The sequence below is a fragment of the Cryobacterium sp. MLB-32 genome, from assembly GCF_000738085.1.
Lineage (GTDB): Bacteria > Actinomycetota > Actinomycetes > Actinomycetales > Microbacteriaceae > Cryobacterium.
In genome coordinates this window covers 1-24,371 of sequence record NZ_JPRS01000047.1, presented here as the reverse complement: position 1 = coordinate 24,371, position 24,371 = coordinate 1, and the positions used below count along the sequence as shown (strand labels likewise).

Here is a 24,371-nt window from a genome sequence, read left to right as displayed (position 1 = left end):
ATAACACCGGCCGGGAGTGATTATCTATCACTATGACTGAAACCGTTCAATCCGTAGAGCCCCACTCCGGCGGTCTCGCCGCCCGTCTCAACTGGTTGCGCGCCGGTGTTCTCGGCGCGAATGACGGCATCGTGTCCGTCGCCGCCCTCGTGGTCGGCGTCGCCGCCGCCACGACCGATTCCGCCGTGATTCTCATCGCCGGTGTGGCCAGCCTTGTCGCGGGAGCCGTCTCCATGGCTCTGGGCGAATACGTGTCCGTGAGCAGCCAGCGTGACTCCGAACACGCCCTCATCGCGAAAGAGATGTGGGAGCTCGAAAACGAACCGGAAGAGGAACTCGCCGAACTCGCCGGTTTCTATGAGAGCAAGGGCCTCTCCACCCAGACGGCCAAGCAGGTTGCGGTCGAGCTCACCAAGCACGATGCCCTGGCCGCGCACCTTGAGGTGGAACTGCACATCGACGCGGAAGACGTCTCCAACCCGTGGCATGCCGCCTTCGCCTCGGCGATCGCCTTCACCGTGGGTGCGGCACTGCCGCTTCTCGCTGTGCTCCTGCCGCCGGCCGAATGGCGTATCGCCGCCGTGGTCATCGCGGTTCTCATCGCCCTGGTGATCACCGGCTGGCTCAGCGCTTACCTTGGCGGAAGCTCCAAGATCCGGGCGATCACCCGCATCGTCATCGGTGGCTTGCTCGCCCTCGCCGCGACCTATTTCATTGGCGCCCTGATCGGCGGCGCCGTCTAGCTAGGCTGGGATCATGACAGCCGACAAATCCCGCGTCGCCGCACTCACCGGGGCCGCAGCGCTCGACGCCGCCTGCGCCTCATCTTCGTGCTGATCGGTCGGGCCAGCCACGGCGAAGGCCTGCTCGGCACCCTGAACACCTGGTGGCCCTTTCTGGGTGGCCTCCTCATCGGCTGGCTCGTCATGCGCGCCTGGCGCAGCCCGCAGCGCATCGTATGGACGGGCATCGGGATTTGGCTAGCGACTGTCGTGGGCGGTCTGCTGCTGCGCGTCGTGAGCGGCCAGGGTGTGCAGCTCAGCTTCGCCATCGTGACCACGATCACCCTCGGCGTCTTCCTCATCGGCTGGCGAGGTCTGGCTTTGCTCGTGGGCCGGTTGAGCGCGCCGAACAGCCAGGCCTGACGATCGGTCGAGGCTAGGCCAGCACCTTCACCGCGGCGTTCCAGTTGAACGACTCGTGGGCCGGGTTGAGCTGCAGCGTGCTGATGTCGTCATTTCGCCCAGGTCGTTTCTCAATATGAGTTGAAACAACAACTGAAACCTCGTCCATTTTTATTGAAGCATCAAGTTAAATGCTAGAATTTCGGCATGCCCGATCCCTCCGCACCCCGCTGGCTCACCGACGATGAACGTGCCGCCTGGCTGCGTTTGATGGCCGTGACCATGCTTCTGCCCAGCAGGCTCGAGACCGAGCTCAAGCGGGATACCGGCCTCAGTCACTTCGAGTATTACGTGCTCGCGATGATCTCTGAGAGCCCGAACCGGTCGCTCGCACTGACCGAGGTCGCCTCGCGCGTGAACGCGTCCCTGTCACGGCTCTCGCACGTGATCGGCCGGCTGGAGGACCAGGGATTGCTGCGGCGCAGCCCGTCGCCGACCGACGCACGCGCCTCGCTGGCCACCCTGACCGACGACGGCTGGGCTAAGGTCGTGGCGAGCGCTCCCGGGCACGTCGAGGAGGTTCGCACCCTGGTCTTCGATCCGCTCTCCCCGGCACAGGTGGCGCAGCTCAGCGAAATCTGCGGCGCGCTACTGGGAACTCTCGACCCGGAGCACCGGCTCCTGGGACTCGGAGCTCAGGATGTCAGCGCGGCGAAACCGACTCAGTAGTCGTCCGGCTCAGCACTCGAACGGCTCAGCACTCGTCCGGCTCAGTAGTCGAACGGCCCAGCACTCGTCAGGCTCAGTAGTCGTCAGGCTCAGTAGTCGTCAGGCTCGACGTCCAGCTCGACCTCACGCTCGTCGGCGTCAGAACCCGCATTTTCGATCGCCTCAAGGTCGAAGTCAAGGTCGTCGACCGCGGAGCCGATCTCCTGCACCATACGGTCTTCATCGGTCCAGAATTCGTCGTCGGGATCGCTCATGGTTGCACCCTCCTCAGGCCTGTCTCTGGCTCCGGCTTGACTCCGGCTCGTCTCTGGCTACGGTCTCTACGCGCGCCAAAGTACACCGCCCCATCGGTACATACAAGGGGGCGTTCGGTGCCGTGAGAAGTCAGTTCGATGGCTGCCGAAGCCCCGGGGTCGCGCGCAGCCGGCCGTCCCGCAGCACGGCCAGAACCTCGATGGGATGCGCGGCGGTGCTCTCGTTGAGAGTGAATTCTCCCCCGGCCACGATGGCGGTCGCGAGCACGTCGGCGGTCACGATATCGGCGGCGAAGACACTCACTTGACGGAACGGAGACGGCTCTGCACCGGGCGTCCAAATGTGCTCGCCGCGCTCCGCGCTCCCCGACGTCGCCACCGCTCGGAGTGCCCCGATCATGGGCACGGTGGCCAACACATCGTGCCGATCATGGGGATCCACGATCGACGTGACCCAACCCTCATCCGCCGACGGCACGCCGCACACGAGGATGTCGCCACCCGCATTGATGGACCAGGCCTCGAACCCCCGAGATGACAGTGCGGCGCCGGCCTCATCGATGGCGAGGGCCTTGACGACTCCCGACAGGTCAATGACACCGTCCGCTCGGTGCGGAGTGAACACCCCGCCGGTACGGTCCCGCCACTCCAGCGCCAGCGCGTAGCAGGTGCGCAGTTCCTCGCTCGCCTCAGTCAGCCGGATGCGCCCGCTCGCCACCAGACTGATCTCCGAATCAGGCGAATACAGGCTGAAGCGCCCATTCCACCGCCCGAAGACCTGCTCGGCGATCGAGCGCGCCTCACGTCGGGTCGCGGCATCGGTGACGGTGTCGGCTAGCCGCAGGCTGACCACGGTGCCCATCGTCTCGAACGTGACCGCGGTCAGGTCAGAACTTGGCAGCATCAAGGGCGGCCTGGAGCGAGGTGAGATAACCGTAGGTTGTGTAAGTCGCGCCGCCCACGTTCTGCACCCGCGCGGACTGGGCCGTCAAAACCTCGGAACGAAGAATGGGGGCGGCCTGGTTGCTGATTGCCACCGACCGTCCGCCCCTCGTCGTCAGCTGGAGCGGGGTGACCTCGGTGATCGCGCCGTTGGCGATCGTGACCGATACCTGCACATTGCCGAACTGGGTCTGCACGACCGACCCGGTGAAGGTGCCCGACGGGGCTGCGGATGCCGCGGCCGCCGCACTCGCCGCCGCCTGAGCATCCGCCGCCGCCTGGGCGGCAGCCGCCGAGGTCGCTGCGGAGGCGGCCGTGCCTGACGACGACGCACCGGACGAGGCTGCGCCCGCCGACGATGTCGTGGACGCGGAGGTGGTCGGCACCGGAGCGGCTCCCGTGACAACGGTGCCGGACGCGGCCGACGTGGAGACGGCCAGGTTCTGATTCGCGTCGAAGGCGGAAGAGCCCAGCTGCCAACCGATGCCCAGCACCGAGAGGGAGGCCACTCCGGCCGCGAACACTGCGCGTACTCTCACCAGTCAAACCTTTCGTAGTGAACCTGTCGGGCGGGCAGCCCAGCGGCGCGTGCGTCACGAACCACCGCGTCCGTCCAGGCTCGGGGTCCGCACACATACACGTCGGCCGCACGCACCCAGGGCACGATCTTGCGGATGGTGATGCCGGCTCGATAGGCGTCGACCGGCAGCCAGCTGTCGACCCCGGGCGGTCGCTTGCCGGCGATGATGCGCAGCTCCGCGCCGCGGACGCGGCACAGTTCCGCGACCTCCTCGGCGAGGTAGCTGTCCCCGACCGAGTGGGAACGGAGGATAACCGTCGCCTGACCCGGCGCGAAGACGGCCGTTTCCAGCAGGGACCGAATGGGGGCTACGCCGATGCCGGCCGCGATGAGCACGATCCCCGGCGCCGTCCTGGCCCGGTCGGTGAAGATACCGTAGGGGCCTTCGAAGCTCACCCGGGTGCCGTGGCTGAGACCGGTGAGGGTGGAGGAGGCGTCACCAAGAGCGCGCACCGTGATGCGCAGCGTCGATTCGGTGGGCGCGGCCGAGAGCGAGAACGGATGCGACTGCCACCACACGCCCCTGGCCCAGAAGCGCCAGACGAAGAACTGACCGGACGTGGCCTTCAACGTGTCGAGGTGGCGGCCGGAGATCCGAATCGATGCGACCCCGGGCGCGACGCGTTCCACGTTTTCGACGATGAGCCCATGACGCAGTGACCGCACGACCGGGAGCACGAAGCGGAAGAGCACGATCGATCCGGCGACAGCGACGTAGAGGGCCAGCCAGTAGTAGCGGGCAATGGTGCCCTCGCTGAGCAGATTGCCGACGCTCAACTGGTGCGGGATCGCGACGAGCACCGCGAGATAAGCCAGCAGGTGTACGGCATGCCAGGCCTCGTAGCGGAACTTGCGACGCACCACAACGATGCTCGAGACGACCACGACGATCAGCACGCCCAGCCCGATGAAGGCGAGGGGCATATCCGGAAGGGTCGTGAGCATGCTCCACGTTTCGGCAAAGACGTTCACGTTCTCGGCCGCCGCGTAACCGCCGATCAGCAGCACCGCGTGACCGATCAGCAGGTACAGCGCGGGCTTGCCCATCTGCTGGTGCACGGCCATTGCCCGGTCGTGGCCGAATGCCCGGTCGACGGGGGGAAGCCGCGCCGCGAGCACAAGCATGAGCAGCAGCAGGTCGGTTCCGACGAGCCCCGCGAGGATGCCTGAGGAGGTCAGCGCATCCGCCAGGGTGCCGAAACGGGCCGCTCCCCCATCGGCGAGGAAGATCGCGATCACAACGGCGACCGAGGTGACGCAGATCACCTGCAGGCTGTCGGCCAGGCGCATCCGTCGCTTGTAGGCCTCGGGCACCGGGTGTCGCCCGTTCACCGTGGAGGGCCGCGTAAAGCCAGCTCGGGTTGCGCGTGTGTCGGAGGTCATAGGGAGATCATGACCAGAAAGCCAAGCGAACTGCTATCGACAAGCTGTGAACAACCTGTGCGCCGGCAATGCTGTCGTTAGGAGGTGCCGATCCCGGACGAGGCGGGGCGCAGACGGCTGGTTCGGCGACGCAGCACGGCCTGCGCGAGCAGCACGATGGCAAGAGCCACGCTGCCGCCGAGTGTCGTCTCCACGACCCGGTCGATGAGCAGCGATTGCACGGGTACCGGGCTTGTGAGGTGCACCACGGTGAGCGCGAGTGGCGTCACGAACAACAGGGCCGCGCCGTAGTGGCGGCCGATCAGCAGTTCGGCACCGAACTGACAGGCCGCGATCACCAGAATCAGAATCACCACCGACGGGCCGGGCAGCAGCACGAGCCCCGCAATCACGACACCGACCGCGGTGCCGATGATGCGATGAAAGGCGCGCGACACCGAGTGCGCGGCGCGCGGGGGCGGCAGAACCGCAATAACGCTGACCACCGCCCAATACGGATGCCCGATGCCGACGAGCATGGCCAGGCCGCCGGCCAGCAGCGCGCCCACCACGTTCTGCGCGATGGACAGCCACACCTGGGGGTCGCGCCACGCGCGCGGATGCACCACGGCACCACGCAGCAGGTTCTTGAACATGCTGTCGGAGCGTTCTCCGGCGAGACGGCGCAGGAGCCAGCCCGACATACTGAGCAACCAGGCGAAGGCTGCGGCGGCCACGGCCACGAGCAGTCGCACCCAGAATTCGTCCCCGGGAGTGGGCACCTGGGCAACCACGGCGTAACCGAACACGAAGAAGATGGGCGTGGCCGGGAACAGGCCGGCCGTCGAGGCCACCAGAATGCCGAGGGTGATCACGACGACGAGTCCGAGAGCGAGAATGAGCAGGGAGGCCTGTGACACGGCGAGCACGAGACCACCGGCAATGATGACGAGCATGAGAAGCCCGGCAACGGTGACCGTGCGCACCCGAATTCGATACGGCTCGTTGCGGCCGAACAGGCTCGTCATGGCACCGAAGGCCGCGTAGGCTGCCCAGTCGAGATGACCCGTGAGCAGCAGCACGACGAGCGGGAGCGCCACCGAGACGGCGGCCCGCGTGGCCACCTCGAACTGGAAGGCTCGCAGGGAGAACGCCCACTGATTCAGCGACTCCGGCGCGCTGCGGCGGGCGTCCACCCCGCCGTCCACCGCGCCGTCAGACCGGCCCGCGTGGCCCGGCTCGATCGGATGCACTAGATCTTCTCGATGGGCGCGATCTTGATCAGCAGCTTCTTTGCCCCCGAGGTGTCGAACTGCACATGGGCGATGCGCTTGGTGCCCTCACCGGTGACCTGATTCACGCGGCCTTCACCGAAATCGTGGTGACGGATGCGATCGCCCGCGGCGAGCTCGAGACTGCCGTTGTCGCGCACGGTGCCGGTGATCTTGTTTGCCCACTCGGTCTTCGGCTTGGGCGGGGCAGGCGGCAGTCCGGCCTGCTCCTTGCTACGCCCGTTGAATCCCCCACCGAAGCCGTCGCGGCGGGCGTTCAGGGCTCGCGGCTGCGTGCCTCCGCGCGAGTTTGCCGTTCCCGGCGACTGTTTCCAGTCGATGAGCTCGGCCGGGATCTCCTGCAGGTAACGGCTGGGCATGGCCACATTGATGTCGCCGAACTGGGCTCGAGTCATCGCCAACGAAAGGTACAGGCGCTTTCGGGCACGGGTGATGCCCACGTAGAAGAGCCGGCGTTCCTCGGCAGGGCCACCGGGTTCGTTGGCCGACATCTGGTGCGGCAGCAGGCCTTCTTCAACTCCCGTGAGGAACACGGCGTCGTACTCCAGGCCCTTCGCGGTGTGCAGCGTCATGAGAGACACCGTTCCGGAGGCGTCATCGAGGTCGTCCGCGGCCGCGACGAGCGACACCTGGGTGAGGAAGTCGACGAGCCCGCCGTCGGGGTTCTCCTTGTTGAAGTCTTTTGTCTGGGCGACGAGCTCCTCGATGTTCTCGGCGCGAGCCTCGTCTTGTGGGTCGCGACTGCCCCGCAACACCGAGAGCAGTCCGCTGCCGTCGAGCAGGAAGGTGAGCACTTCGGACACGTTGGCCGGTCCGGCGGGTGCCTCCGGGTCGAGCAGGAGCGCTGCGGAGTCGAGCAGTTCGGCGAGCTTCAGGATGGCGCCGGTGACCTTGGGGCCGAGGCCGAGAGCACTCGATTCGCGCATGGCCTGACGGAACGTGAGTCCGTTGTCGTCGGCGAAGCTCGACAGTGCGGTTTCGGTCGCGGGGCCGATGCCACGCTTCGGGGTATTCAGGATGCGGCGAAGCGCGAGCTCGTCGACCGGGTTCGCGACCGAGATCAGGTAGGCCAGGGCATCTTTGATTTCGGCACGTTCGTAGAACTTGGTGCCGCCCACCACGCGGTAGGGCGTGGCGGACCGCACCAGGATCTCTTCGAGTGCACGGGTCTGCGCATTGGTACGGTAGAACACGGCCATGTCGCGGTAGGCCATGCCCGCGGAGTGCAGAGCCTCGATCTCGTCGGAGACGAACTGCGCCTCGTCGTGACCGGAATACGCGGTGTAGCCCGTGATCTTCTCACCGTCGCCGCCGGCGCTCCACAGCTTCTTCTCCTTGCGGTCGAAGTTGTGCCCGATCACGGCGTTCGCGGCGCTCAGGATGTTCTGGGTGGACCGATAGTTCTGCTCGAGCAGGATGACCTTGGCGCCCGGGAAATCCTGTTCGAAACCGCTGATATTGCGGGTGTCGGCGCCGCGGAAGGCATAGATCGACTGGTCGGAATCCCCCACCACGGTGAGCGAGGCGCCGGGGATGGCACCGGTGGCGTCGCGCAGACCGCGCACGTGCACCCCGTCGGCGTCCATCTCCTCGGCGAGGTCGTTCGAGACCGGGCGGGTGAGCTCGCGGATCAGGGCGTACTGGGCGTGGTTGGTGTCCTGGTATTCGTCGACCAGCAGGTGTCGGAATCGTCGCCGATACAACGCGGCCACCTTCGGAAAGGCCCGAAACAGGTAGACGGTCTCACCGATGAGGTCGTCGAAGTCGAGAGCGCTCGCGGCACGCAGCCGACTGGTGTACTGCCGGAAAATCTCGACGAACATGACTTCTTGCGGGTCGCTCATGTTGGCGTTGCGGGCGTAGGAGTCGGCATCCGCCAACTCGTTCTTGTACTTGGAGATCTTCGCCGACGCGTTGCCCGGCGTGAAACCGAGGGTGTCGGCGTTGAGCGACTTGATGATGCGCTTGAGGGTGACCTTGCTGTCGGCCGAGTCATAAATGCTGAAGGTCTTCGAGAGGCCCACGCTCTCCGCCTCGCGGCGCAGAATGCGCACACAGGAGGAGTGGAAGGTGGAGATCCACATGCCCTCGGAACCCTGACCGAGGATGGCCTGCACGCGCTCGCGCATCTCGGCCGCGGCCTTGTTGGTAAATGTGATCGCGAGGATCTGACTGGGCCAGGCATCGCGCGTTTCGAGCAGGCTGGCCACCCGGCGGGTCAGCACGCTGGTCTTGCCCGATCCGGCGCCGGCGATGATGAGCAACGCCTGGCCGCGGTACTCGACGGCCTCCCGCTGCTCGGGATTGAGCCCGTCGAGAAGCGGGCTCTGCCGCCCCGAGTCGCCGGCGGCGCCGTGCAGGCCGACCGGGTGGCCGGAACCATCCACGATGATCGGCGTGGACGAAGGTACGGGGCTGGAAGGCGTCGTCATATGACTACCAATTCTAGGCGATGCCCCTGACACGGCCGCGGATGGTCAGGATGCCCGAGCAGCGCGCACGTGCACCGCGAGATCGGGGTGGTCCGCGAAAACCCCGTCGATGCCGCTCGCGAAGATCGTGCTGAACTCCTGTTGCCAGTTGCCCCAGTCGCTTTTACGCGCTCCGCGCTGGTAACTCGGGGCCAGGAACCGGTTTTCCGGACGCAGGGTCCAGCAGTACGCCTGAAGGCCGGCGGCGTGCGCCTCGGCAACGAGAGAGGTGAAGCCCGTGTCGCCGGCTGGTCGTGCCGGGTCAAGGATGCGCGACTTGTGCACGCTCACCCCATCGACCTGGTCGGCGAGCTCGGCGAGTCCGGCCTCCGTCAGGTAATCGGAGTAGTGCCGGGCGCCATCGCCGTGCCGCGCACGCTCGTCGTGCGGCTGGCCCGTGTCTTCGAGCAGGAAGATTCGGGTGCCGCGGATGCCTCGCTCGCGCAGCTGGCCCAGCACGCCGAGTTCGAAGCTTTCCACCGTGAGCCGATCGGTGTTCCACCCGGCGGCGGCGACCTCGGCGGCGAACAGTTCGTCGAGCGGCAGGCCGATCGACGCGAAATAAGTGGCGTGCTTGATCTCCGCGACCAGCCCCAAGGCCCGCGAGCTCGTTTCCGCGGCGTCGTCGACGAGGTCGAGGAGGTCCCGCAGGCGCAGGATCGGGTGCTCTCCGTCAAAACTCGCGTTGGGCTGGCGAGTCTTCGGCATGCGTTCTTTGGCGCGCAGGGTGGCGAGTTCGGCCCAGGTGAAGTCCTCGGTGAACCATCCGGTGAGCACGACGCCGTCGATCAGTTTGCGGGTGCGGCGACCCACGAAATCGGGCCGCGAGGCGACATCCGTTGTGCCCGAAATCTCGTTCTCGTGCCGCACGACGAGGACGCCGTCTCGGGTAGCCACGACATCGGGCTCGACGGCATCGGCACCGAGCGCGAATGCCAGGTCGAAGGCCGAGCGGGTGTGTTCCGGACGGTAGCCGCTGGCCCCGCGATGACCGATCACGATCGTGTGCATGTACCAAGGCTATCCGCAGCCTGCGAGAATCATTCCTGTGACGACGCTGAGTGAACCCTTTGATGTACTGCCCTATCGGTGGGGACGCCCGCGCGCGCGATCCGTCGCCGGACTTACGGTCATCGCGCTGGGCGTTGCCGCCACAAGCCTGTCGAGCACGTACAGCCTGTGGTTTCTGGCCATCGGCCCTGCCGTCCAGGCCATCGGCTGGCTCCTGCTGCCCGGGGCTCTCTGGCGCCGGGTCATCGTGCTCTTTCCGTGCCTGCTGGCCGGCGTCATCCTGTTGGGCGGGGTCGATTTCATGGGGGCCTTCGCCCTACTGCTCGGCGGCTGGCTCGTGGTGCGGCATCGGCCCGCGCTCACCTATCTCACCGTGTTGGCACCCATCGCGGCCAGTATCGGGATCAAGGTCTGGTTACAGGACTACGGCCAGAATATGCTGGCACTGGTCATCGGCACCCTGGCCACCGTCGCGGGCGCCTGGCTCGCCGTCTGGATGCACGCGCAACTCCATGCATGGCGCCGGGCCCGGCTGCTCTCGCTGCAAAGCAGCTGATCCCCAGCACATTCCATGCCGGGCTCGGATAGGTTGGAAGGACTGCACCCTATTGGGGCGGTCCCACGCACCACAGCTGATTGTGAGTTCTGAACCCATGGCTTCCTCCAACCCCGCTTTCTCCCGCAACGCCGCTTTCGGCGCTCCGGGCGCATTGGCGTCGTCGAAGGCTCTTTCCGATAGTGACCTGCAGACGATGTACGACCAGCCTTCGGCCGGCTCGCAGGATACCGGCCGTATGTCGTATGAAGACACCATACGCAAGACCAGCATTGCATTCGCGATCCTGCTCGTGGCGGCCGCTGTCGGCTGGTTCGTTCCCCAGCTGACGATCCCGGCCGCCATTGCCGGATTCGTGCTCGGCCTCGTCAACACGTTCAAGAAGGAGCCGTCGCCGGGTTTGATCCTCGCGTTTGCTGCCGTCCAGGGGCTCTTTGTGGGTGGCATCTCCAACTACTTCGAGAGCATTTGGCCCGGTCTCGTCACGCAGGCTGTCCTCGCCACCTTCGTGGTCGTCGGCGTGACGCTGGCCCTGTTCCGCAGCGGCAAGATTCGCGCCTCCAAGAAGGCCACCAAGATCTTCACGATCGCCATGGTCGGCTATGGAGTGTTCTCGCTGATCAACTTCGGCCTGATGATCTTCGGTGGCGTTGACGGTGCCTTCGGCCTGCGGAGCGGATGGCTCGGCGTCGCCATCGGCCTGCTCGCTGTGGTCATGGCCGCGTACTCCCTCGTGCTCGACTTCGACTTCATCCAGAAGGGCGTCAACAACGGCGCTCCCAGCAAGTACGGCTGGTCGGCTGCCTTTGGCATCGTCCTGACCGTCGTGTGGCTCTACATCGAGCTGCTGCGCATCTTCGCCATCCTCCGCGGCGAATAGCACCACAAGAGAAGCGGGGCCGGTCCACCTGGACCGGCCCCGCTTTTGTGTCTCTGCCTAGTCGATCAGGACAATACGTCCTTCACGAGTGACTCGTTCTCGCTCTTGGACAGCGCCGAACCGAGGTAGCCGACCAGCAAGAGAACGAACGGTATGCACACCAGCACCCAGCCGATCGGGCTCAAGCCCCACGGTGTCACTGTCGGGTCCACGCCGTCGGCGACCGTGCCGGCCAGCAGCCCGAAGCGGCTCATCAGCAGGTACTCGCCCAGAACCAGCCCGATGGTGGCGAGTATCGGGGCGATGACGGTCTGGAACAGATTCTCCGAGCCGGGATTGCGGCGGAAGAACACGATGACGGCAATGCACACCAGAATCTCGATCAGCACGATCGCGACCACGGCAAGCCCGCTGAACCAGTAGAAGAGGTTCAGCACCGGGTCAAGCTGGAAGAGCGCGAAGGTGATGATGACCACACCGGTGAAGGCCGAGGTCACGAGGGACGCCGTGCTCGGGGCGCCTCGCTTGTTGACGCGGCTGAGCGGTCGGGGCAGTGCGCCGCCGCGACCGAGAGCGAACAGGTAGCGACCGGCGGCGTTCTGGAAGGCCAGCAGGCCGGCGAAGAGGCTCGATAGCACCAGGATGCTCATGCCGGTCGCCATCCACGGCCCGACGTACTGGGTGGCGAGGGCAAAGAGCACGGCGGCCGGATCGGCGAGCGGCACGCCGTCGAGGGTCGAGAGCTCCACGGTCTTCTCGACCACCGTGGAGGCCCCGAGCCCGGTGACCATCGCGAAGGCGGTAACCGCGAACAGCACCGTGATCACGCCGACGGCGAGATAGGTCGCCCGTGGCACGACGGTCTTCGGGTCCTTGGATTCCTCGCCGTAGATCGCGGTGGCTTCGAAGCCGATGAACGAGGCGAACGCGAAGGCGAACGCGATGCCGGCCGACCCCGTGAGCCCTCCGGCGATGATTGCTCCAGGGCTGAACGATGCAGCGAGGTTGAGTCCCTCGGGCCCTCCGTCCACCAGGATAGCGACGGCGGTGACGAGCAGGGCGGTGAGTTCGAGCAACATCAGCAGCCCGAGCACCTTGGCCCCGACATCCACGCTCAGCAGCGAGAGCAGGGTGACGACGACCCAGGCCAGAAGCGTCCATGCCCACCAGGCAGCAGCCCCACCTGCGCGGCGAGCAGCCCGCCGAAGAAGCCGTAGATGGCCAGCTGAATGGCCAGGTAGGCGAGAATCGACACGAAGGCCGACGCGCTGCCGAGGTGTTTGCCCAGCCCCCGGCCGATGTAGGCGAAGAAGGCGCCGGCGTTCGTGACCCGCTGGCTCATGGCGGCGTAGCCCACGCTGAACAGCAAGAGGGTCAGCCCGACGGCGAGATAGGCGCCCGGTGCCCCGGCGCCGTTTCCGAGCACGATTGCCACCGGAACGGCACCGGTCATGCCCACCAGCGGGGCGGCTGCGGCGACCACGAAGAAGACGATGCCAATGACGCCCAGGCGCCCCGTGCGCAGCGAGGTCGAGGCTTCCGCCTGTGGCGTGGTGGGTGTGGTTGTCATAGATGCTCCTCGTTGAGCGGCTCCCTCACACGGAAGCCAGTGTTACAACACTCGTAGAAAATCCCGGCATGGACTTGGCATTGCGGGAACGAAACTTGACCGACAGCGAAATCTCGGGGGCGAGATGAGGCTGCTACCCGCGGCGGTAGATGGTGGGCGGTTCGCCGAACGCCGCGCGGAAGATGCGACTGAAGTGGGCCGCGTCCAGAAACCCCCAGCGCGCGGCGATCGCGCCGACGGAGCGGTCGGCGAGGATCGGATCCCGCAGGTCACGGCGGCAGCGCTCCAGGCGACGGCCCCGAATCCAGCTCGACACCGTGGTGTCTGCCTCGTGAAATACGCTGTGCAGGTGCCGGGTGGAGATGAAGTGGGCCGCCGCGATGCCGGCCGGCGACAGCTCGGGATCGCCGAGTTCCGCTTCGATGTATTTGCGGATGCCGGCGAGCATGTCCCCGTGGGTGCCCGGTATCGGTTGGCGACGAATGCTCAGCTCGTTCTCGAACATCGTGGCGATGAGGTCGACGGCGTTGTACGCCAGCCGGTGGCCGGTGGAACCGGAGAGGGCGTCGAGGTTCTCCGCCAACTGCTCCATGAACGGGCTGATCATGCGTCCGAGACCGACGTCGCCGGCCATGCGAACGGCGGTGAGCTGGGCCACGGAATCCACCGGGAGATCGAGCACATCGTGCGGGAACATCAGCACGAGCGTGCGAAAATCCTTCTCGAATGCCAGGGTGTACGGCCGGTTCGTGTCATACACCGCGATGTCCCCCGGCCGAAGCGTGGCCTCCCGGTTGTCCTGCACCAGGATGCCGTGACCGGACAACTGCAGGTTGAGCTTGAAGTACTGCCGCTCCGACCGGGCGATCAGGGCCGGTGTGCGCAGCACCTGATGGCCGGTGGCGGTCACCTCCACGATCGACAACTCGTCGAGCACCCGCGCCCGCAGGGTGCCGCTGAAATCATCAGTGTCGCATCGCCCGTCGAGCGGAACGAAGGAATCGGAGACCAGCGTGCGCCACTGCGCGAACGTGTCGGCATGAGCGGTCTTCACCGGCCCGAAGTCACCGCCGGTGGCGGCAGGAACGGTCGCCATGGTCATGGGAGCTCCTTTGCCGGTCTGCACGAGTGCGTTCACAGTAACCTAGTCGCCCGGGACCACGCTTGTCACTTATTTTCAACACGCGGCGAAAAACGGATGCCGCCCGGCCCCCTCACGCGGTCAGGCCGTCAGACGGTCAGACGCCTGAGGCCAGCAGCGTCAGGTAGCCGTCGAGCTGGCTGACCAGTTGTGCCGGCGAGTGTTCGGTCGGCGAGAGCACGGCCGTGATCTGGGCACCCAGGACGACCGTCATCAGGTGCCCCACGATGTCGTCGTCACTCACCGACGTGTGGATCTCGTCGCTGTGGCGTGCCTCGATGAGGCACGCGTGCAGCGCCCGGCGCCACTCGAGCATGGCCGTGGCGTGCAGTGTCGCCTTGGCCGGATCCGTGAGCGCCCGCTGCCAGAAAGGAATCACGATCCGTGCCTCACTGATGCGGTTGTCATCAAGCGGGAGAATCTCATGGCAATACGCGCGCAGGGCCACGAGCCCGGTCGCGCCCGCCGTGACCTCCTGCATCCGCCGGCCGGTCTCGGCGAAGACGTGCCCGAAGGCGAAGGAGAGCAGATCATCCTTGGTGGAGAAGTACGGTTTCAGCGCGCCGTTCGCGAATCCCGCCTCTGCGGCGATCTCACGCATCGTCGTGCTTTCGATGCCCTGCCGGGCGATGATGCGCCACGTGGCAGTGACCAGTTCGGTGCGACGCTGGTCGTGATCGACAACCTTCGGCATGTCGTCCCTTCTTACCCGAGCGAAACCCGTTTCGATGAATTGATGCTTGCCTTCCGAGCTTACTGAGCCCTATTCTTCTACAACCATAGAAAAACGTGAATTCGGCCTAAGACAGCCCGGAAAGGGTACCCATGAGTTCCGCATCGCTTGTCACTCCCCCCACGACCACGGCCGGAGCGTACGCGCTCCCGACAGCCGAGGAGGTCGGGCAGGTACGAGCGCTTCTCTCTGCGGCAGGCCTGTTCGGCGACAGCATCCGCGTCGCCTACCTCGGCCTCCTCGATCCCCCGCGCGGCGCAGAGTCCCAAGCGACCGACCGCCGGTTTCGGGTGTTCCTGCACGATGTCTCCGGCGCCGCACCGACGGATGTCACGGTGTCAGTGACCCTCGGGATCGTGGAATCCGTCGTGTCACTCGATACCGCTCTGACCGGGGAGCTGCCCGTGCTCGAGGAGGAGTTCGGCAGCGTCGAGGATCTGCTCAGCCGGGACGAGCGCTGGCTGGCGGCACTGGCCGCCCGCGGACTCGATGTGGCCCAGGTGCGCGTGGCCCCCCTCTCGGCCGGGGTGTTCGAGTACCCGGAGGAGAAGGGCCGCCGCATTCTTCGCGGCCTCGCGTTCGTGCAGGATTTTCCCGAGGACAGCGCCTGGGCACATCCGGTTGACGGGCTCGTGGCCTACGTCGATGTCGTCGGCAAGACCGTCGACCAGGTCATCGACTACGGCGTGGTTCCGATCCCGGCCGAGCACGGCAACTACACCGACCCCGCGCTCACCGGGCCGTCGCGCGACACCCTCAAGCCCATCAGCATTACGCAGCCGGAAGGCCCGAGCTTCACCGTGACCGGCGGCAACCATATCGAGTGGGAGAAGTGGAGCCTTGACGTGGGCTTCGACGTGCGCGAAGGCGTGGTGCTGCACAACATCGGCTTCGACGACGCCGGAGTGCGGCGCCCGATCATCCGTCGTGCCTCGATCGCCGAAATGGTCGTGCCCTACGGCGACCCGGCCCCCGTGCGCTCCTGGCAGAACTACTTCGACACCGGCGAGTATCTGGTGGGGCAATACGCCAACTCACTTGAGCTCGGCTGCGACTGCCTCGGCGACATCACCTATCTGAGCCCGGTCATCACCGACGGTTTCGGCAACCCGCGCGAGATCCGCAACGGAATCTGCATGCACGAAGAGGACTGGGGCATCCTCGCCAAGCACAGCGATCTGTGGACCGGCATCGATTACACCCGGCGCAATCGCCGGCTCGTGATCTCGTTCTTCACCACCGTGGGCAATTACGACTACGGCTTCTACTGGTACCTGTACCTCGACGGAACGATCGAGTTCGAAGCCAAGGCCACCGGCGTCGTGTTCACGAGCGCCTACCCGGGCAAGGGCTACCCCTACGCCTCCGAACTCGCTCCCGGGCTCGGCGCCCCCTTCCACCAGCACCTGTTCAGCGCGCGCCTGGACATGGCCGTCGACGGTCTGAGCAATCGGGTCGAGGAGGAAGAAGCGGTACGGGTGCCGATGGGCGAGGGGAACGAGCGTGGGAACGCCTTCTCCCGCCGTCGCACCCTGCTGGCCCGCGAGTCCGAGGGCATCCGCGAGGCCGACATGCGCAGCGGGCGTACCTGGCTCATCTCCAACCCGAGCAGCCTCAACCGGCTCGGCGAGCCCGTGGGGTACAAGCTCTATCCCCAAGGACAGCCCACGCTGCTCGCCGACAAGGACTCGTCCGTGGCCCAGCGTGCCGCATTCGCGACCAAAGACCTGTGGGTCACCCGCTTTGCGGAAACGGAGCGCTATCCAACCGGGGATTTCGTGAACCAGCATGCCGGCGGCGCGGGGCTCCCCGCCTACGTGCAACAGGACCGGGACATCGACGGCCAGGACATCGTGGTGTGGCACACCTTCGGTCTCACGCATTTTCCCCGGGTCGAGGACTGGCCGATCATGCCCGTCGACACGGCCGGGTTCAAGCTGCGCCCGGAGGGATTCTTCGACCGCAGTCCTGTGCTCGATGTTCCCGGCAACACGCCGGTTGACGAGGGCCACTGCCACTGCTGAGCGACGGGCGCACGTCAATGGCCGCATGGCCCGGGTGACCCGGGCCATGCGGCCATTGACATTCGCCGAGACTCAGCCGTTGATCACCTGCGGTACGCCCAGGGCCTTGAGGCCTTCGACGCCGAACTCCAGGCCGTAGCCGGACTGCTTCGACCCGCCGAAGGGGATCATCGGGTGCACGGCGCCGTGCGCGTTGATCCACACGGTGCCCGTCTCCAGGCGTGCCGCCACCTCCCGGGCCTTCGCCACGTCGGAGGACCAGACGGAACCGCCCAGGCCCACCTCCACGCTATTCGCCATCGCGATCGCCTCGTCAACCGTGCTGTAACGGATGATGGGCAAGGCGGGTCCGAACTGTTCCTCGGCCACGAGGGGGTTGTCATTGTCGATGTCGGCGATGAGGGTGGTCGGGTAGAAGTAGCCCGGCTGGTCGGCCACGGGGTTGCCGCCGAGCAGGACCCGGGCACCGGATGCCTTCGCCGCCTCAACGAGACCGGCGACGATGTCGAACTGCGCCTGGTTCTGCAGCGGGCCGAGCACGTTCTGCTCGTCGATGCCCACGCCCATCGGCATCGTCTCCGCGACGGCCGTCAGCGCCGTGCACACCTCGTCGTAAATGTCATCGTGCACATAGAGGCGTTTGAGGGCGGCGCAGGTCTGGCCCGTGTTGATGAACGCACCCCAGAACAGCCCCTCCGCGATGGCCGTCGGGTCGGCGTCCGGCAACACGATCCCAGCGTCGTTGCCGCCGAGCTCGAGCGTGAGGCGCTTGACCGTGTCGGCCGAGCTGCGAATGATCGCCTTACCGGTCGCGGTCGACCCGGTGAACATCACCTTGCCGATGTCGGGGTGCGATGACAGCCGTGCGCCGACCTCACGGTCACCCGAGACAACGGTGACCAGACCGGCCGGGAGCACCTCGTTGATCACCGCGACGAGGGCCAGCACACTCAGCGGGGTGTATTCGGAGGGCTTGACGACGACGGAGTTTCCCATTCGCAACGCCGGGGCGATCTGCCAGATCGTGATCATCATCGGCCAGTTCCACGGGCCGATCGCACCGACCACGCCGATCGGGCGGTAGCTCATCACCGCGTGCGTTGTCCCGTCGTCAACGACGGTCTGGGCGTCCAACGGCGTGCCGGCTGCCGTGCGCAGCCAGGCGGACGCTCCGCCCACCTCGAAGCGGGCGTTCGGGCCGTTCAGTGGCTTGCCCTGTTCGCGGGAGAGGAGTTCGGCCAGCCCCTCGGCCGCGGCGTCGATCGCGTCAGCGGCCCGCAGGAGGGTCTCGCTGCGGGCCGCGTGCCCCAGGGCTGCCCAGGCCGGCTGAGCTGAGGCGGCCGCGGCCACGGCACGATCGAGGTCATCGACCGTGTGGATCGGTGCCGAGCCGACCACATCCCCGGTCGCAGGATCGAGAATCTCTCTCGTCGGTCCTGACGTCGGCGTGATCGTCGCGAGAATGCTCTCGAAGCTGTTCATGGGTCCTCCACAGTGAGTACGGTTGTTGCTCCCACCGTATCCACCGCCCGCCGGCACCCACTTGCACATGCGTGCGCGTCGGTTGCCGGTGGCCGCTTGATCGATGCGCGCCCCTCATCCTCCGCGGTCCCACCCCTGTTGTTCACCCCGGGGATTCATACTGGGGCCGCTCGTCGCCGCGCACTCCGACACCGTGGCGAGCCAGACGCGGAAGGAACGACATGACATCGCTCGAGCTCTCTGACCTGATCTCCCTCCACACGGAAATTGACGAGTTACGGGCGGACATGTTGCTGGCCGAACTCCGGCAAGCCGACCAGATCTCCGCCGTGCAACCCCGACACGAGTTCAGCGCGCGCAACCTCGTGCACTACGCGGAACTGCGCGCCCATGATGTGCGTGATCTGCAGGTGCGGCTGGCCCGACACGGACTCACCTCGCTGGGCCGCACCGAATCCGACGTTCTCGCGAGCATCGACGCCCTGCTCCGAACACTCACGCTGCTGATCGACCCCGCGAGTCATTCGTCCGATGCACACCCGGTGGCAGTCCCTCATCCACGTGACGGCACGGCCGTGCTCACCCGCAACACGGCGCTGCTCCTCGGCGCCGAACCGGCGCACCGCTCGACCCGAATCATGGTGACGCTACCGAGCGAAACGGCCACCGACCCCGGAATAGTGCAGTCCATGATCACGAGCGGCATGGACCTCGCCCGCATCAACTGCGCCCACGATGGGATGACCGAGTGGATGGCAATGATCGCCCATATCCGTGCTGCCGAGACCGGGACCGGCGAGCGGTGCCTGGTGGCCATGGACCTCGGCGGTCCAAAGCTCCGCACGGGGCCGATCATGGCCGGGCCGCGGGTGATCAAGGTCAAACCGGAGCGTTCCGCCACCGGTACGGTGCTCCGCCGGGGTCTGGTGTGGCTCGGCGCGCGACCCGACAATGCCGTTGCGCCGGGCGCATCCGTTATTCCGATCACCGAACCGAGCTGGCTGCGCCGCCGCCGGGTCGGCGATGAGATCAGCCTCGTCGATGCCCGCGGGGCGTATCGCACCATCACCGTGGAGCAGATCTATGCCGACGGATGTCTGGCGTCGCTGCCGGAAACCGTCTACTTCGTTCCTGGACTGGCCCTGGGCGCAAAACACGACGCCCGGCACGTCGTCGGCGTCGTCGGCGTTCTGCCGTCGACCGAGCAGTTCCTGCTCGTGCGCCGCGGAGATACGCTCATCCTCACCGCGGATCTCAGCCCGGTGCCGCTCTCGACCAACGGAACACACCGGATCGGCTGCACCCTGCCGGAGGCCTTCCGCGAAGCCCACCGCGGTCACCGTGTTCTGCTGGATGACGGCAAGATCGCCGGGGTCATCATCGCCGTCGCTCCGACCGAGATCACGATTGCCGTGCACCGGGCCGGGCCGGCGGGAACGAAGCTGCGAGCCGAGAAGGGCATCAACCTGCCCGATACGCTGCTGTCCATTTCGGCACTCACCGACCAGGACACCACCGACCTCGCGTTCGTGCGCACCCACGCCGACATCGTCAACATGTCCTTTGTGCGCAGCGCCGAGGACGTGCGGGACCTCCTGTCTCACCTCCAGGGCAACCCGGCACTCGGCGTCGTGCTCAAGATCGAAACGGTCGCTGCGTTCGAGGCGCTCCCGCAGATCCTGCTGGAGGCCATGCAGTGGCAGAACGTGGGCGTGATGATCGCCCGCGGCGACCTCGCGGTGGAAGCCGGTTTCGAACGGCTTGCCGAGGTTCAGGAGGAGATCCTCTGGCTGTGTGAAGCCGCACATGTGCCGGTGATCTGGGCCACCCAGGTGCTCGATACCCTCGCCCGCACGGGTGTGCCGTCCCGGGCCGAGGTGACCGATGCGGCCATGGCCGAGCGTGCCGAGTGCGTGATGCTCAACAAGGGCCCGTTCATCCCGGAGGCCATCTCCATGCTCGCCGGCATCCTCGGACGCATGCAGGGCCACACCGACAAGAAACGCAGCCTGCTGCGACGGCTGCGGGCCTGGGATCCGGATCTTTCGGAATCAGCGCAACCGGGAATGTCCGTTCACGGTGACAAGCCGACGTCGATCGGTGCTTAAAATAGGACAATGAGCTTTCTGCACCTACCAGCGCTTCTCTTGGCCGAGACCACCGGAAACACAGCGACCGTGGGTTATGTGATCAGCGGCGTGATCACCATCGTGGCGCTGGCCTGGGTCGTCTTCATCGCCGTGCGACGCTGGCTCCGCTCCCCCAAGGACTAGCAACGCCACGGGACCGACGCCGCAATGACGAAGGACCGGCCCCCAGGGCCGGTCCTTCGTCATTCGCTGGGGGAGATCACTCCCATTCGATCGTTCCCGGCGGCTTCGACGTGATGTCGAGCACGACACGGTTCACGCCGTCCACCTCGTTCGTGATGCGGTTGCTGATCTTCGCCAGAATGTCGTACGGCACGCGGGTCCAGTCGGCGGTCATCGCGTCTTCGCTCGACACCGGGCGCAGCACGATCGGGTGGCCGTAGGTGCGGCCGTCGCCCTGCACGCCCACCGAACGCACATCGGCGAGCAGCACAACGGGGCACTGCCAAATCTCCCGGTCGAGGCCGGCGGCGGTCAGCTCGGCGCGCACGATGGCATCCGCCTGACGAAGCAGGTCAAGTCGCTCCTGGTTGATGGAGCCGACGATACGGATACCGAGGCCGGGTCCGGGGAACGGCTGACGCTGCACGATCTCGGGCGGCAGGCCGAGCTCGGCGCCGATGGCACGAACCTCGTCCTTAAACAGGGCTCGCAGCGGTTCGACGAGCTCGAACTTGAGGTCGTCGGGCAGTCCGCCCACGTTGTGGTGGCTCTTGATGTTGGCGGTACCGCTGCCGCCGCCGGATTCGACGACGTCCGGGTACAGGGTGCCCTGCACGAGGAAACGGATCGGATCGCCATCGATCTCGGCCGACTCCTTGATGAGCTCGGCCTGTGCCTGCTCGAAGGTGCGGATGAACTCGCGACCGATGATCTTGCGCTTGGTCTCCGGGTCACTGACGCCCTCGAGGGCGGTGAGGAACTGCTCACGCACGTCGACGGTGACCAGGCGGATGCCGGTGGCCTTCACGTAGTCTTCCTCAACTTGGCGGCGCTCATCCTGGCGCAGCAGGCCGTGGTCGACGAACACGCAGACGAGCTGGTCGCCGATCGCCTTGTGCACGAGGGCGGCGGCCACGGCAGAGTCAACTCCGCCGGACAGACCGCAGATCACCTTTCCGGTGCCGACCTGGGCCCGAATGCGGGCGACCTGTTCGGTGATGACGTTGCCGCTGTTCCAGTCGGCGGCGATACCGGCCGCGCGGTGCAGGAAGTTCTCCAGCACGTGCTGGCCGTTTTCTGAGTGCTTGACCTCGGGGTGCCACTGCACGCCGTAGAGGCGCTTCTCGTCGTTGGCGAACGCCGCGACGGGGGTCGAGGTCGTCGAGGCGAGCACGGTGAACCCGACCGGGGCGGTAGCCACCGAGTCGCCGTGGCTCATCCACACGGTCTGCGCTTCAGGCTGGTCGGCGAGCAACACGTTCGAGCCGTCACTCACGGTGACCGGCGTCGAGCCGTACTCGCGGGCGCCGGTGTGCGCGACGGTGCCGCCAAGAGCGGTGGCCATCACCTGAAAGCCGTAGCAAATGCCGAGCACCGGAATACCGAGTTCGAAGATCTCGGCGTCGAACGCCGGTGCGCCCTCGGCATAGACACTCGACGGTCCGCCGCTCAGCACGATGCCCAGCGGGTTCTTCGCCTTGATCTCGGCCGCGGTGATGGTGTGCGCCACGATCTCGGAGTAGACGGATGCCTCGCGCACACGTCGGGCGATCAGCTGCGCGTACTGCGCACCGAAGTCCACGACCAGCACGGGGCGATCGATGCCGGACAGCGCGGGGACCGCAGCATCCGTGGTGTCGCTGATGACGCTCATGACGTGGCCTCGGCCTTCTCGGCCCGTGCCGCGGTCGTGTCGGCGTTCTCCGCGAGGGTGCGCTTCACCGTGCGGGTGAACGGTCCTTCGAGGAAGAACGACAGGGTGGGGATGATGCCGCCGAGTGCGATGAGCACGAAGCGCCAGAACGGCCAGCGCATGAGGCTCCACAGGCGGAAGTCCGCGAAGAGGTAGAGCACGTAGAACCAGCCGTGCATGATCAGGATGGCGGTGCTCACGTTGACGGCGGCCACGGTGTCCTTCGGAACCATGGCGAGAAAACCGTTCTCGCCGCCCATCTCGACCTCGTAGCCGTAGATGAACTTGGCGATCACCTCGGCGCAGAGCAGGAGCAGGAACACTCCGGTGATGATGGAGGACACCTGGTACAGCCGGAGCGCACCGGGAATCTTGGATATGTCGGCGGGCTTGGGTAGACGAGGCATGGGTCTAATCCTACGTGCCGGAGTTGAGAGCTTCCGCAGCAGCTTCCTCGGCGTCTTCGAGCTCGCGTTCCACGGCATCGCGCACGAGTCGGTACCAGAGGAACACCGCGAATCCGCCGAACACGACCCACTCGATGGCGTAGAAGATGTTGAGCCAGTTGACCGAGGCGCCGATCACGGGCTCCGGGGAATCGATCACGGCGAGGCCGGTCGGGGCTGCGGAATCCACGATGTACCCGGAGTAGACGGCCTGGTCGGTGAAGCCTGCCCACAGGTTGACGAGCGCGGACGGCGCCACCGTGGTCTGCACCGTGGACGGTCCGTTCTCGTCGGGCAGTTCGGGGGCCTCGCCCGGCAGGAAGCGACCCACGATCGTGACCGTACTCGCGCTCTCCGATGCCAGTGCCGCCGCGGCCTGCCGCGCGCCGGCATCGTCAGCCGCCCAACCGCGCGCCACCGCGATGTGCGCCGAGTTGTCGGCGACGATGTAATGGCTGACCACCCAGAAGCCGAGTTCGCCGCCGTTAAAGCGCTTGCTGATGATCTGCTCGTCGCCGGGAACCGGGGCGGCCTCGAGCCGCACCATCTGACCGGTTGCCACCTGCGTGCTCGGGCCATCGGGCTGGGTCACGTCGCCGAGCGGCATCACGACCTCGGTGGATCGCTCCACGACAACGCCGGATTCAATGGCGCGGTCGAGCTGCCAGTGGCCCAGTACGGCGAAGGCCGCGGCAATCCCGAGCGCCAACAGCAGCGCGAGCACCCAACGCGGGCGCCTCATCATCTCGATCACGTGTAGTCACCCGTTCGTGGTTTTCGTGCAGGTTTGTCTGGTGCGCCCGGCTCTGCCTCCACGCTGGGCGGCGGTTTCGCTCGGTCCGGATCCGGCCGGTCCTTGGCGAATTCGAGCATGGCCTCCATGGCCTGGTCGTGAGTACGGGACGTGGATGCCGCTGGCCGCGTCGCCGCGGCGTCTCGCCGGGCCGCACGGCGGGCGGCGGAACTCGCCGCCGCCTTTGCCTCGGCCGCCTGGTCGTGGGTAGCCGCCTCGACGAGGGCGATCTCCTCGTCGAGCATGGGATTGCGCGGCGGTCGCCCCCCGGCCGGGATCGGGATGCGCTTGCGCAGAACGGCACCGATCTTCTCGGAATTGGCGGCGAACAGCGGTCCAAGAATGGCCATTACGAGCACGTACAGGCCGGCGAACGGCTGCAGTCGGGGGTCGAGCCCTGCGCTCACGCTCAGGGTGGCGAGGATCAGGGTGAACTCGCCGCGGTTGACGAAGATCGCGGCGGTGTTGAGCGCCTCCCGCGGGCCCATTTTGTGCAGCCAGGCGAGCAGCGCCCCGGAGCCCAGGCTCAGGATAAAGGTCATGATCACGGCGAGCAGCACGATCTGAATGACCGAACCGAATTCGGCGACGTTGAGGGCGAGCCCGAAGTTGAGGAAGAAGAACGCCGCGAAAATGTCGCGCAGGGGTACCGCGACCCGCTCGATTCGGGCGCGGTAGGTGCTCGCGCCGAGCACGACTCCGATCAGGAAGGCACCGATCGCATCCGTCACGCCGATGATTTCACCGACGCCGGCGAAGAGAACGACGAGACCGAAGAACAGGATTGTGAAGAGTTCGTCGTCTTTCGTGCGCATGAGCCGGGAGACCACGCGGCCACCCCAGCGGGCGAGCGAGAACATGACGACCAGAAACAGGAAGGCGATCGACAGCTGAAGCACAATCGGCCAGACCTCGGTCTTGCCACTGAGCACCACGGAGACGATGGAGAGGTAGATGGCGATGAAGATGTCACCGA

Annotated in this window: 25 protein-coding genes; 8 read left to right on the top strand and 17 right to left on the bottom strand. The window is 66.3% G+C overall.

The window, feature by feature from the left end; translation table 11 throughout:
- The first annotated feature begins 32 nt into the window (after positions 1-32).
- Positions 33-743 carry a VIT family protein gene (locus JF66_RS07025; RefSeq protein WP_035876514.1) on the top strand — a complete coding sequence of 237 codons (711 nt, stop codon included), beginning with the start codon at positions 33-35 and terminating at the stop codon, positions 741-743.
- An 87-nt stretch (positions 744-830) separates the two neighbouring features.
- On the top strand, positions 831-1,145 hold the full coding sequence (locus tag JF66_RS07020; RefSeq protein WP_081882204.1) for a DUF3054 domain-containing protein: 315 nt from the start codon (positions 831-833) through the stop codon (positions 1,143-1,145).
- A gap of 13 nt (positions 1,146-1,158) precedes the next feature.
- Here the strand turns inward: JF66_RS07020 and JF66_RS24985 are convergent, their stop codons facing one another.
- Entirely contained in the window at positions 1,159-1,293 is a 135-nt protein-coding gene (locus JF66_RS24985; RefSeq protein WP_255351513.1) for a hypothetical protein, read from the bottom strand.
- 38 nt (positions 1,294-1,331) lie between these two features.
- Here JF66_RS24985 and JF66_RS07015 point away from each other — a divergent pair, with 38 nt between their 5' ends.
- Complete coding sequence (locus JF66_RS07015; RefSeq protein ID WP_035876511.1) at positions 1,332-1,853, top strand: MarR family winged helix-turn-helix transcriptional regulator; 522 nt, start codon at positions 1,332-1,334, stop codon at positions 1,851-1,853.
- 89 nt (positions 1,854-1,942) lie between these two features.
- On the opposite strand, the gene JF66_RS22890 is transcribed toward JF66_RS07015, so the two are convergent.
- The 7 genes from JF66_RS22890 to JF66_RS06985 form a co-directional block, all read right to left on the bottom strand.
- The gene (locus JF66_RS22890; RefSeq protein ID WP_156109681.1) at positions 1,943-2,107 is read right to left on the bottom strand and encodes a hypothetical protein; all 165 of its coding nucleotides are present in this window, start codon (positions 2,105-2,107) and stop codon (positions 1,943-1,945) included.
- Positions 2,108-2,237: 130 nt separating this feature from the next.
- Positions 2,238-3,011: an FAD:protein FMN transferase gene (locus JF66_RS07010; protein ID WP_231556332.1), complete on the bottom strand. Its 774-nt coding sequence runs from the start codon at positions 3,009-3,011 to the stop codon at positions 2,238-2,240.
- Complete coding sequence (locus tag JF66_RS07005; RefSeq protein WP_035876509.1) at positions 2,995-3,588, bottom strand: FMN-binding protein; 594 nt, start codon at positions 3,586-3,588, stop codon at positions 2,995-2,997. Before JF66_RS07005 ends, JF66_RS07010 begins: the two co-directional genes overlap by 17 nt.
- A complete protein-coding gene (locus JF66_RS07000) occupies positions 3,585-5,012 on the bottom strand; it encodes a ferric reductase-like transmembrane domain-containing protein (RefSeq protein WP_035876506.1) in 1,428 nt (475 codons plus the stop codon). The genes JF66_RS07005 and JF66_RS07000 overlap by 4 nt, the downstream gene beginning before the upstream one ends.
- Positions 5,013-5,089: 77 nt before the next feature.
- Positions 5,090-6,244 (bottom strand): FUSC family protein, encoded by a 1,155-nt coding sequence (locus JF66_RS06995; protein ID WP_231556331.1) that lies wholly within the window; start codon positions 6,242-6,244, stop codon positions 5,090-5,092.
- Complete coding sequence (locus JF66_RS06990; protein ID WP_035876504.1) at positions 6,244-8,715, bottom strand: ATP-dependent helicase; 2,472 nt, start codon at positions 8,713-8,715, stop codon at positions 6,244-6,246. The genes JF66_RS06995 and JF66_RS06990 overlap by 1 nt, the downstream gene beginning before the upstream one ends.
- 45 nt (positions 8,716-8,760) lie before the next feature.
- A complete protein-coding gene (locus tag JF66_RS06985) occupies positions 8,761-9,765 on the bottom strand; it encodes a glycerophosphodiester phosphodiesterase family protein (protein ID WP_035876502.1) in 1,005 nt (334 codons plus the stop codon).
- Positions 9,766-9,802: 37 nt separating this feature from the next.
- On the opposite strand from JF66_RS06985, the gene JF66_RS06980 reads away from it, so the two are divergent.
- Both JF66_RS06980 and JF66_RS06975 read left to right on the top strand, forming a co-directional pair.
- Positions 9,803-10,321 carry a hypothetical protein gene (locus JF66_RS06980; protein WP_156109680.1) on the top strand — a complete coding sequence of 173 codons (519 nt, stop codon included), beginning with the start codon at positions 9,803-9,805 and terminating at the stop codon, positions 10,319-10,321.
- A gap of 97 nt (positions 10,322-10,418) precedes the next feature.
- Complete coding sequence (locus tag JF66_RS06975; protein ID WP_035876499.1) at positions 10,419-11,201, top strand: Bax inhibitor-1/YccA family protein; 783 nt, start codon at positions 10,419-10,421, stop codon at positions 11,199-11,201.
- A 65-nt stretch (positions 11,202-11,266) separates the two neighbouring features.
- On the opposite strand, the gene JF66_RS06970 is transcribed toward JF66_RS06975, so the two are convergent.
- From JF66_RS06970 to JF66_RS06960, 4 genes are all read right to left on the bottom strand, one after another.
- Positions 11,267-12,313 (bottom strand): APC family permease, encoded by a 1,047-nt coding sequence (locus JF66_RS06970; protein WP_231556330.1) that lies wholly within the window; start codon positions 12,311-12,313, stop codon positions 11,267-11,269.
- A gap of 2 nt (positions 12,314-12,315) precedes the next feature.
- Positions 12,316-12,771, bottom strand: a complete 456-nt coding sequence (locus JF66_RS24225) for a hypothetical protein (RefSeq protein WP_231556329.1) — start codon at positions 12,769-12,771, stop codon at positions 12,316-12,318.
- A gap of 133 nt (positions 12,772-12,904) precedes the next feature.
- Positions 12,905-13,867, bottom strand: a complete 963-nt coding sequence (locus JF66_RS06965; RefSeq protein WP_035876528.1) for a helix-turn-helix domain-containing protein — start codon at positions 13,865-13,867, stop codon at positions 12,905-12,907.
- Between the two features lie 142 nt (positions 13,868-14,009).
- Positions 14,010-14,606, bottom strand: coding sequence for a TetR/AcrR family transcriptional regulator (locus JF66_RS06960; RefSeq protein WP_035876494.1), 597 nt, complete (start codon positions 14,604-14,606; stop codon positions 14,010-14,012).
- A 131-nt stretch (positions 14,607-14,737) separates the two neighbouring features.
- Here JF66_RS06960 and JF66_RS06955 point away from each other — a divergent pair, with 131 nt between their 5' ends.
- Positions 14,738-16,669 (top strand): primary-amine oxidase, encoded by a 1,932-nt coding sequence (locus tag JF66_RS06955; protein ID WP_035876493.1) that lies wholly within the window; start codon positions 14,738-14,740, stop codon positions 16,667-16,669.
- 72 nt (positions 16,670-16,741) lie between these two features.
- Here JF66_RS06955 and JF66_RS06950 read toward each other — a convergent pair whose 3' ends face one another.
- Entirely contained in the window at positions 16,742-18,151 is a 1,410-nt protein-coding gene (locus JF66_RS06950; protein WP_035876492.1) for an aldehyde dehydrogenase family protein, read from the bottom strand.
- A 221-nt stretch (positions 18,152-18,372) separates the two neighbouring features.
- On the opposite strand from JF66_RS06950, the gene JF66_RS06945 reads away from it, so the two are divergent.
- Positions 18,373-20,259: a pyruvate kinase gene (locus tag JF66_RS06945; RefSeq protein WP_081882203.1), complete on the top strand. Its 1,887-nt coding sequence runs from the start codon at positions 18,373-18,375 to the stop codon at positions 20,257-20,259.
- Between the two features lie 9 nt (positions 20,260-20,268).
- On the top strand, positions 20,269-20,424 hold the full coding sequence (locus JF66_RS22885; RefSeq protein WP_156109679.1) for a hypothetical protein: 156 nt from the start codon (positions 20,269-20,271) through the stop codon (positions 20,422-20,424).
- A gap of 76 nt (positions 20,425-20,500) precedes the next feature.
- Here the strand turns inward: JF66_RS22885 and guaA are convergent, their stop codons facing one another.
- From guaA to JF66_RS06925, 4 genes are all read right to left on the bottom strand, one after another.
- Positions 20,501-22,117, bottom strand: a complete 1,617-nt coding sequence (guaA, locus tag JF66_RS06940) for a glutamine-hydrolyzing GMP synthase (protein ID WP_051973231.1) — start codon at positions 22,115-22,117, stop codon at positions 20,501-20,503.
- A complete protein-coding gene (locus JF66_RS06935; protein ID WP_035876490.1) occupies positions 22,114-22,563 on the bottom strand; it encodes a DUF3817 domain-containing protein in 450 nt (149 codons plus the stop codon). The genes guaA and JF66_RS06935 overlap by 4 nt, the downstream gene beginning before the upstream one ends.
- 10 nt (positions 22,564-22,573) lie before the next feature.
- The gene (locus JF66_RS06930; RefSeq protein WP_081882206.1) at positions 22,574-23,347 is read right to left on the bottom strand and encodes an SURF1 family cytochrome oxidase biogenesis protein; all 774 of its coding nucleotides are present in this window, start codon (positions 23,345-23,347) and stop codon (positions 22,574-22,576) included.
- 5 nt (positions 23,348-23,352) lie between these two features.
- The coding region (locus JF66_RS06925; protein WP_197059351.1) for a cation:proton antiporter at positions 23,353-24,371 on the bottom strand (1,019 nt) is incomplete at its 5' end.

Bases quoted from the DNA above. Each gene is read 5' to 3' on its own strand.
- JF66_RS06975 (WP_035876499.1), top strand. From the start codon at position 10,419: ATGGCTTCCTCCAACCCCGCTTTCTCCCGCAACGCCGCTTTCGGCGCT.
- JF66_RS06960 (WP_035876494.1), bottom strand. From the start codon at position 14,606: ATGCCGAAGGTTGTCGATCACGACCAGCGTCGCACCGAACTGGTCACT.
- JF66_RS07010 (WP_231556332.1), bottom strand. From the start codon at position 3,011: ATGCTGCCAAGTTCTGACCTGACCGCGGTCACGTTCGAGACGATGGGC.
- JF66_RS06935 (WP_035876490.1), bottom strand. From the start codon at position 22,563: ATGCCTCGTCTACCCAAGCCCGCCGACATATCCAAGATTCCCGGTGCG.
- JF66_RS06950 (WP_035876492.1), bottom strand. From the start codon at position 18,151: ATGAACAGCTTCGAGAGCATTCTCGCGACGATCACGCCGACGTCAGGA.
- JF66_RS06965 (WP_035876528.1), bottom strand. From the start codon at position 13,867: ATGGCGACCGTTCCTGCCGCCACCGGCGGTGACTTCGGGCCGGTGAAG.
- JF66_RS06955 (WP_035876493.1), top strand. From the start codon at position 14,738: ATGAGTTCCGCATCGCTTGTCACTCCCCCCACGACCACGGCCGGAGCG.
- JF66_RS06945 (WP_081882203.1), top strand. From the start codon at position 18,373: ATGACATCGCTCGAGCTCTCTGACCTGATCTCCCTCCACACGGAAATT.
- JF66_RS22890 (WP_156109681.1), bottom strand. From the start codon at position 2,107: ATGAGCGATCCCGACGACGAATTCTGGACCGATGAAGACCGTATGGTG.
- JF66_RS24225 (WP_231556329.1), bottom strand. From the start codon at position 12,771: ATGACAACCACACCCACCACGCCACAGGCGGAAGCCTCGACCTCGCTG.
- JF66_RS22885 (WP_156109679.1), top strand. From the start codon at position 20,269: ATGAGCTTTCTGCACCTACCAGCGCTTCTCTTGGCCGAGACCACCGGA.
- JF66_RS07015 (WP_035876511.1), top strand. From the start codon at position 1,332: ATGCCCGATCCCTCCGCACCCCGCTGGCTCACCGACGATGAACGTGCC.
- JF66_RS07000 (WP_035876506.1), bottom strand. From the start codon at position 5,012: ATGACCTCCGACACACGCGCAACCCGAGCTGGCTTTACGCGGCCCTCC.
- guaA (WP_051973231.1), bottom strand. From the start codon at position 22,117: ATGAGCGTCATCAGCGACACCACGGATGCTGCGGTCCCCGCGCTGTCC.
- JF66_RS06985 (WP_035876502.1), bottom strand. From the start codon at position 9,765: ATGCACACGATCGTGATCGGTCATCGCGGGGCCAGCGGCTACCGTCCG.
- JF66_RS24985 (WP_255351513.1), bottom strand. From the start codon at position 1,293: ATGGACGAGGTTTCAGTTGTTGTTTCAACTCATATTGAGAAACGACCT.
- JF66_RS07025 (WP_035876514.1), top strand. From the start codon at position 33: ATGACTGAAACCGTTCAATCCGTAGAGCCCCACTCCGGCGGTCTCGCC.
- JF66_RS06990 (WP_035876504.1), bottom strand. From the start codon at position 8,715: ATGACGACGCCTTCCAGCCCCGTACCTTCGTCCACGCCGATCATCGTG.
- JF66_RS06930 (WP_081882206.1), bottom strand. From the start codon at position 23,347: ATGATGAGGCGCCCGCGTTGGGTGCTCGCGCTGCTGTTGGCGCTCGGG.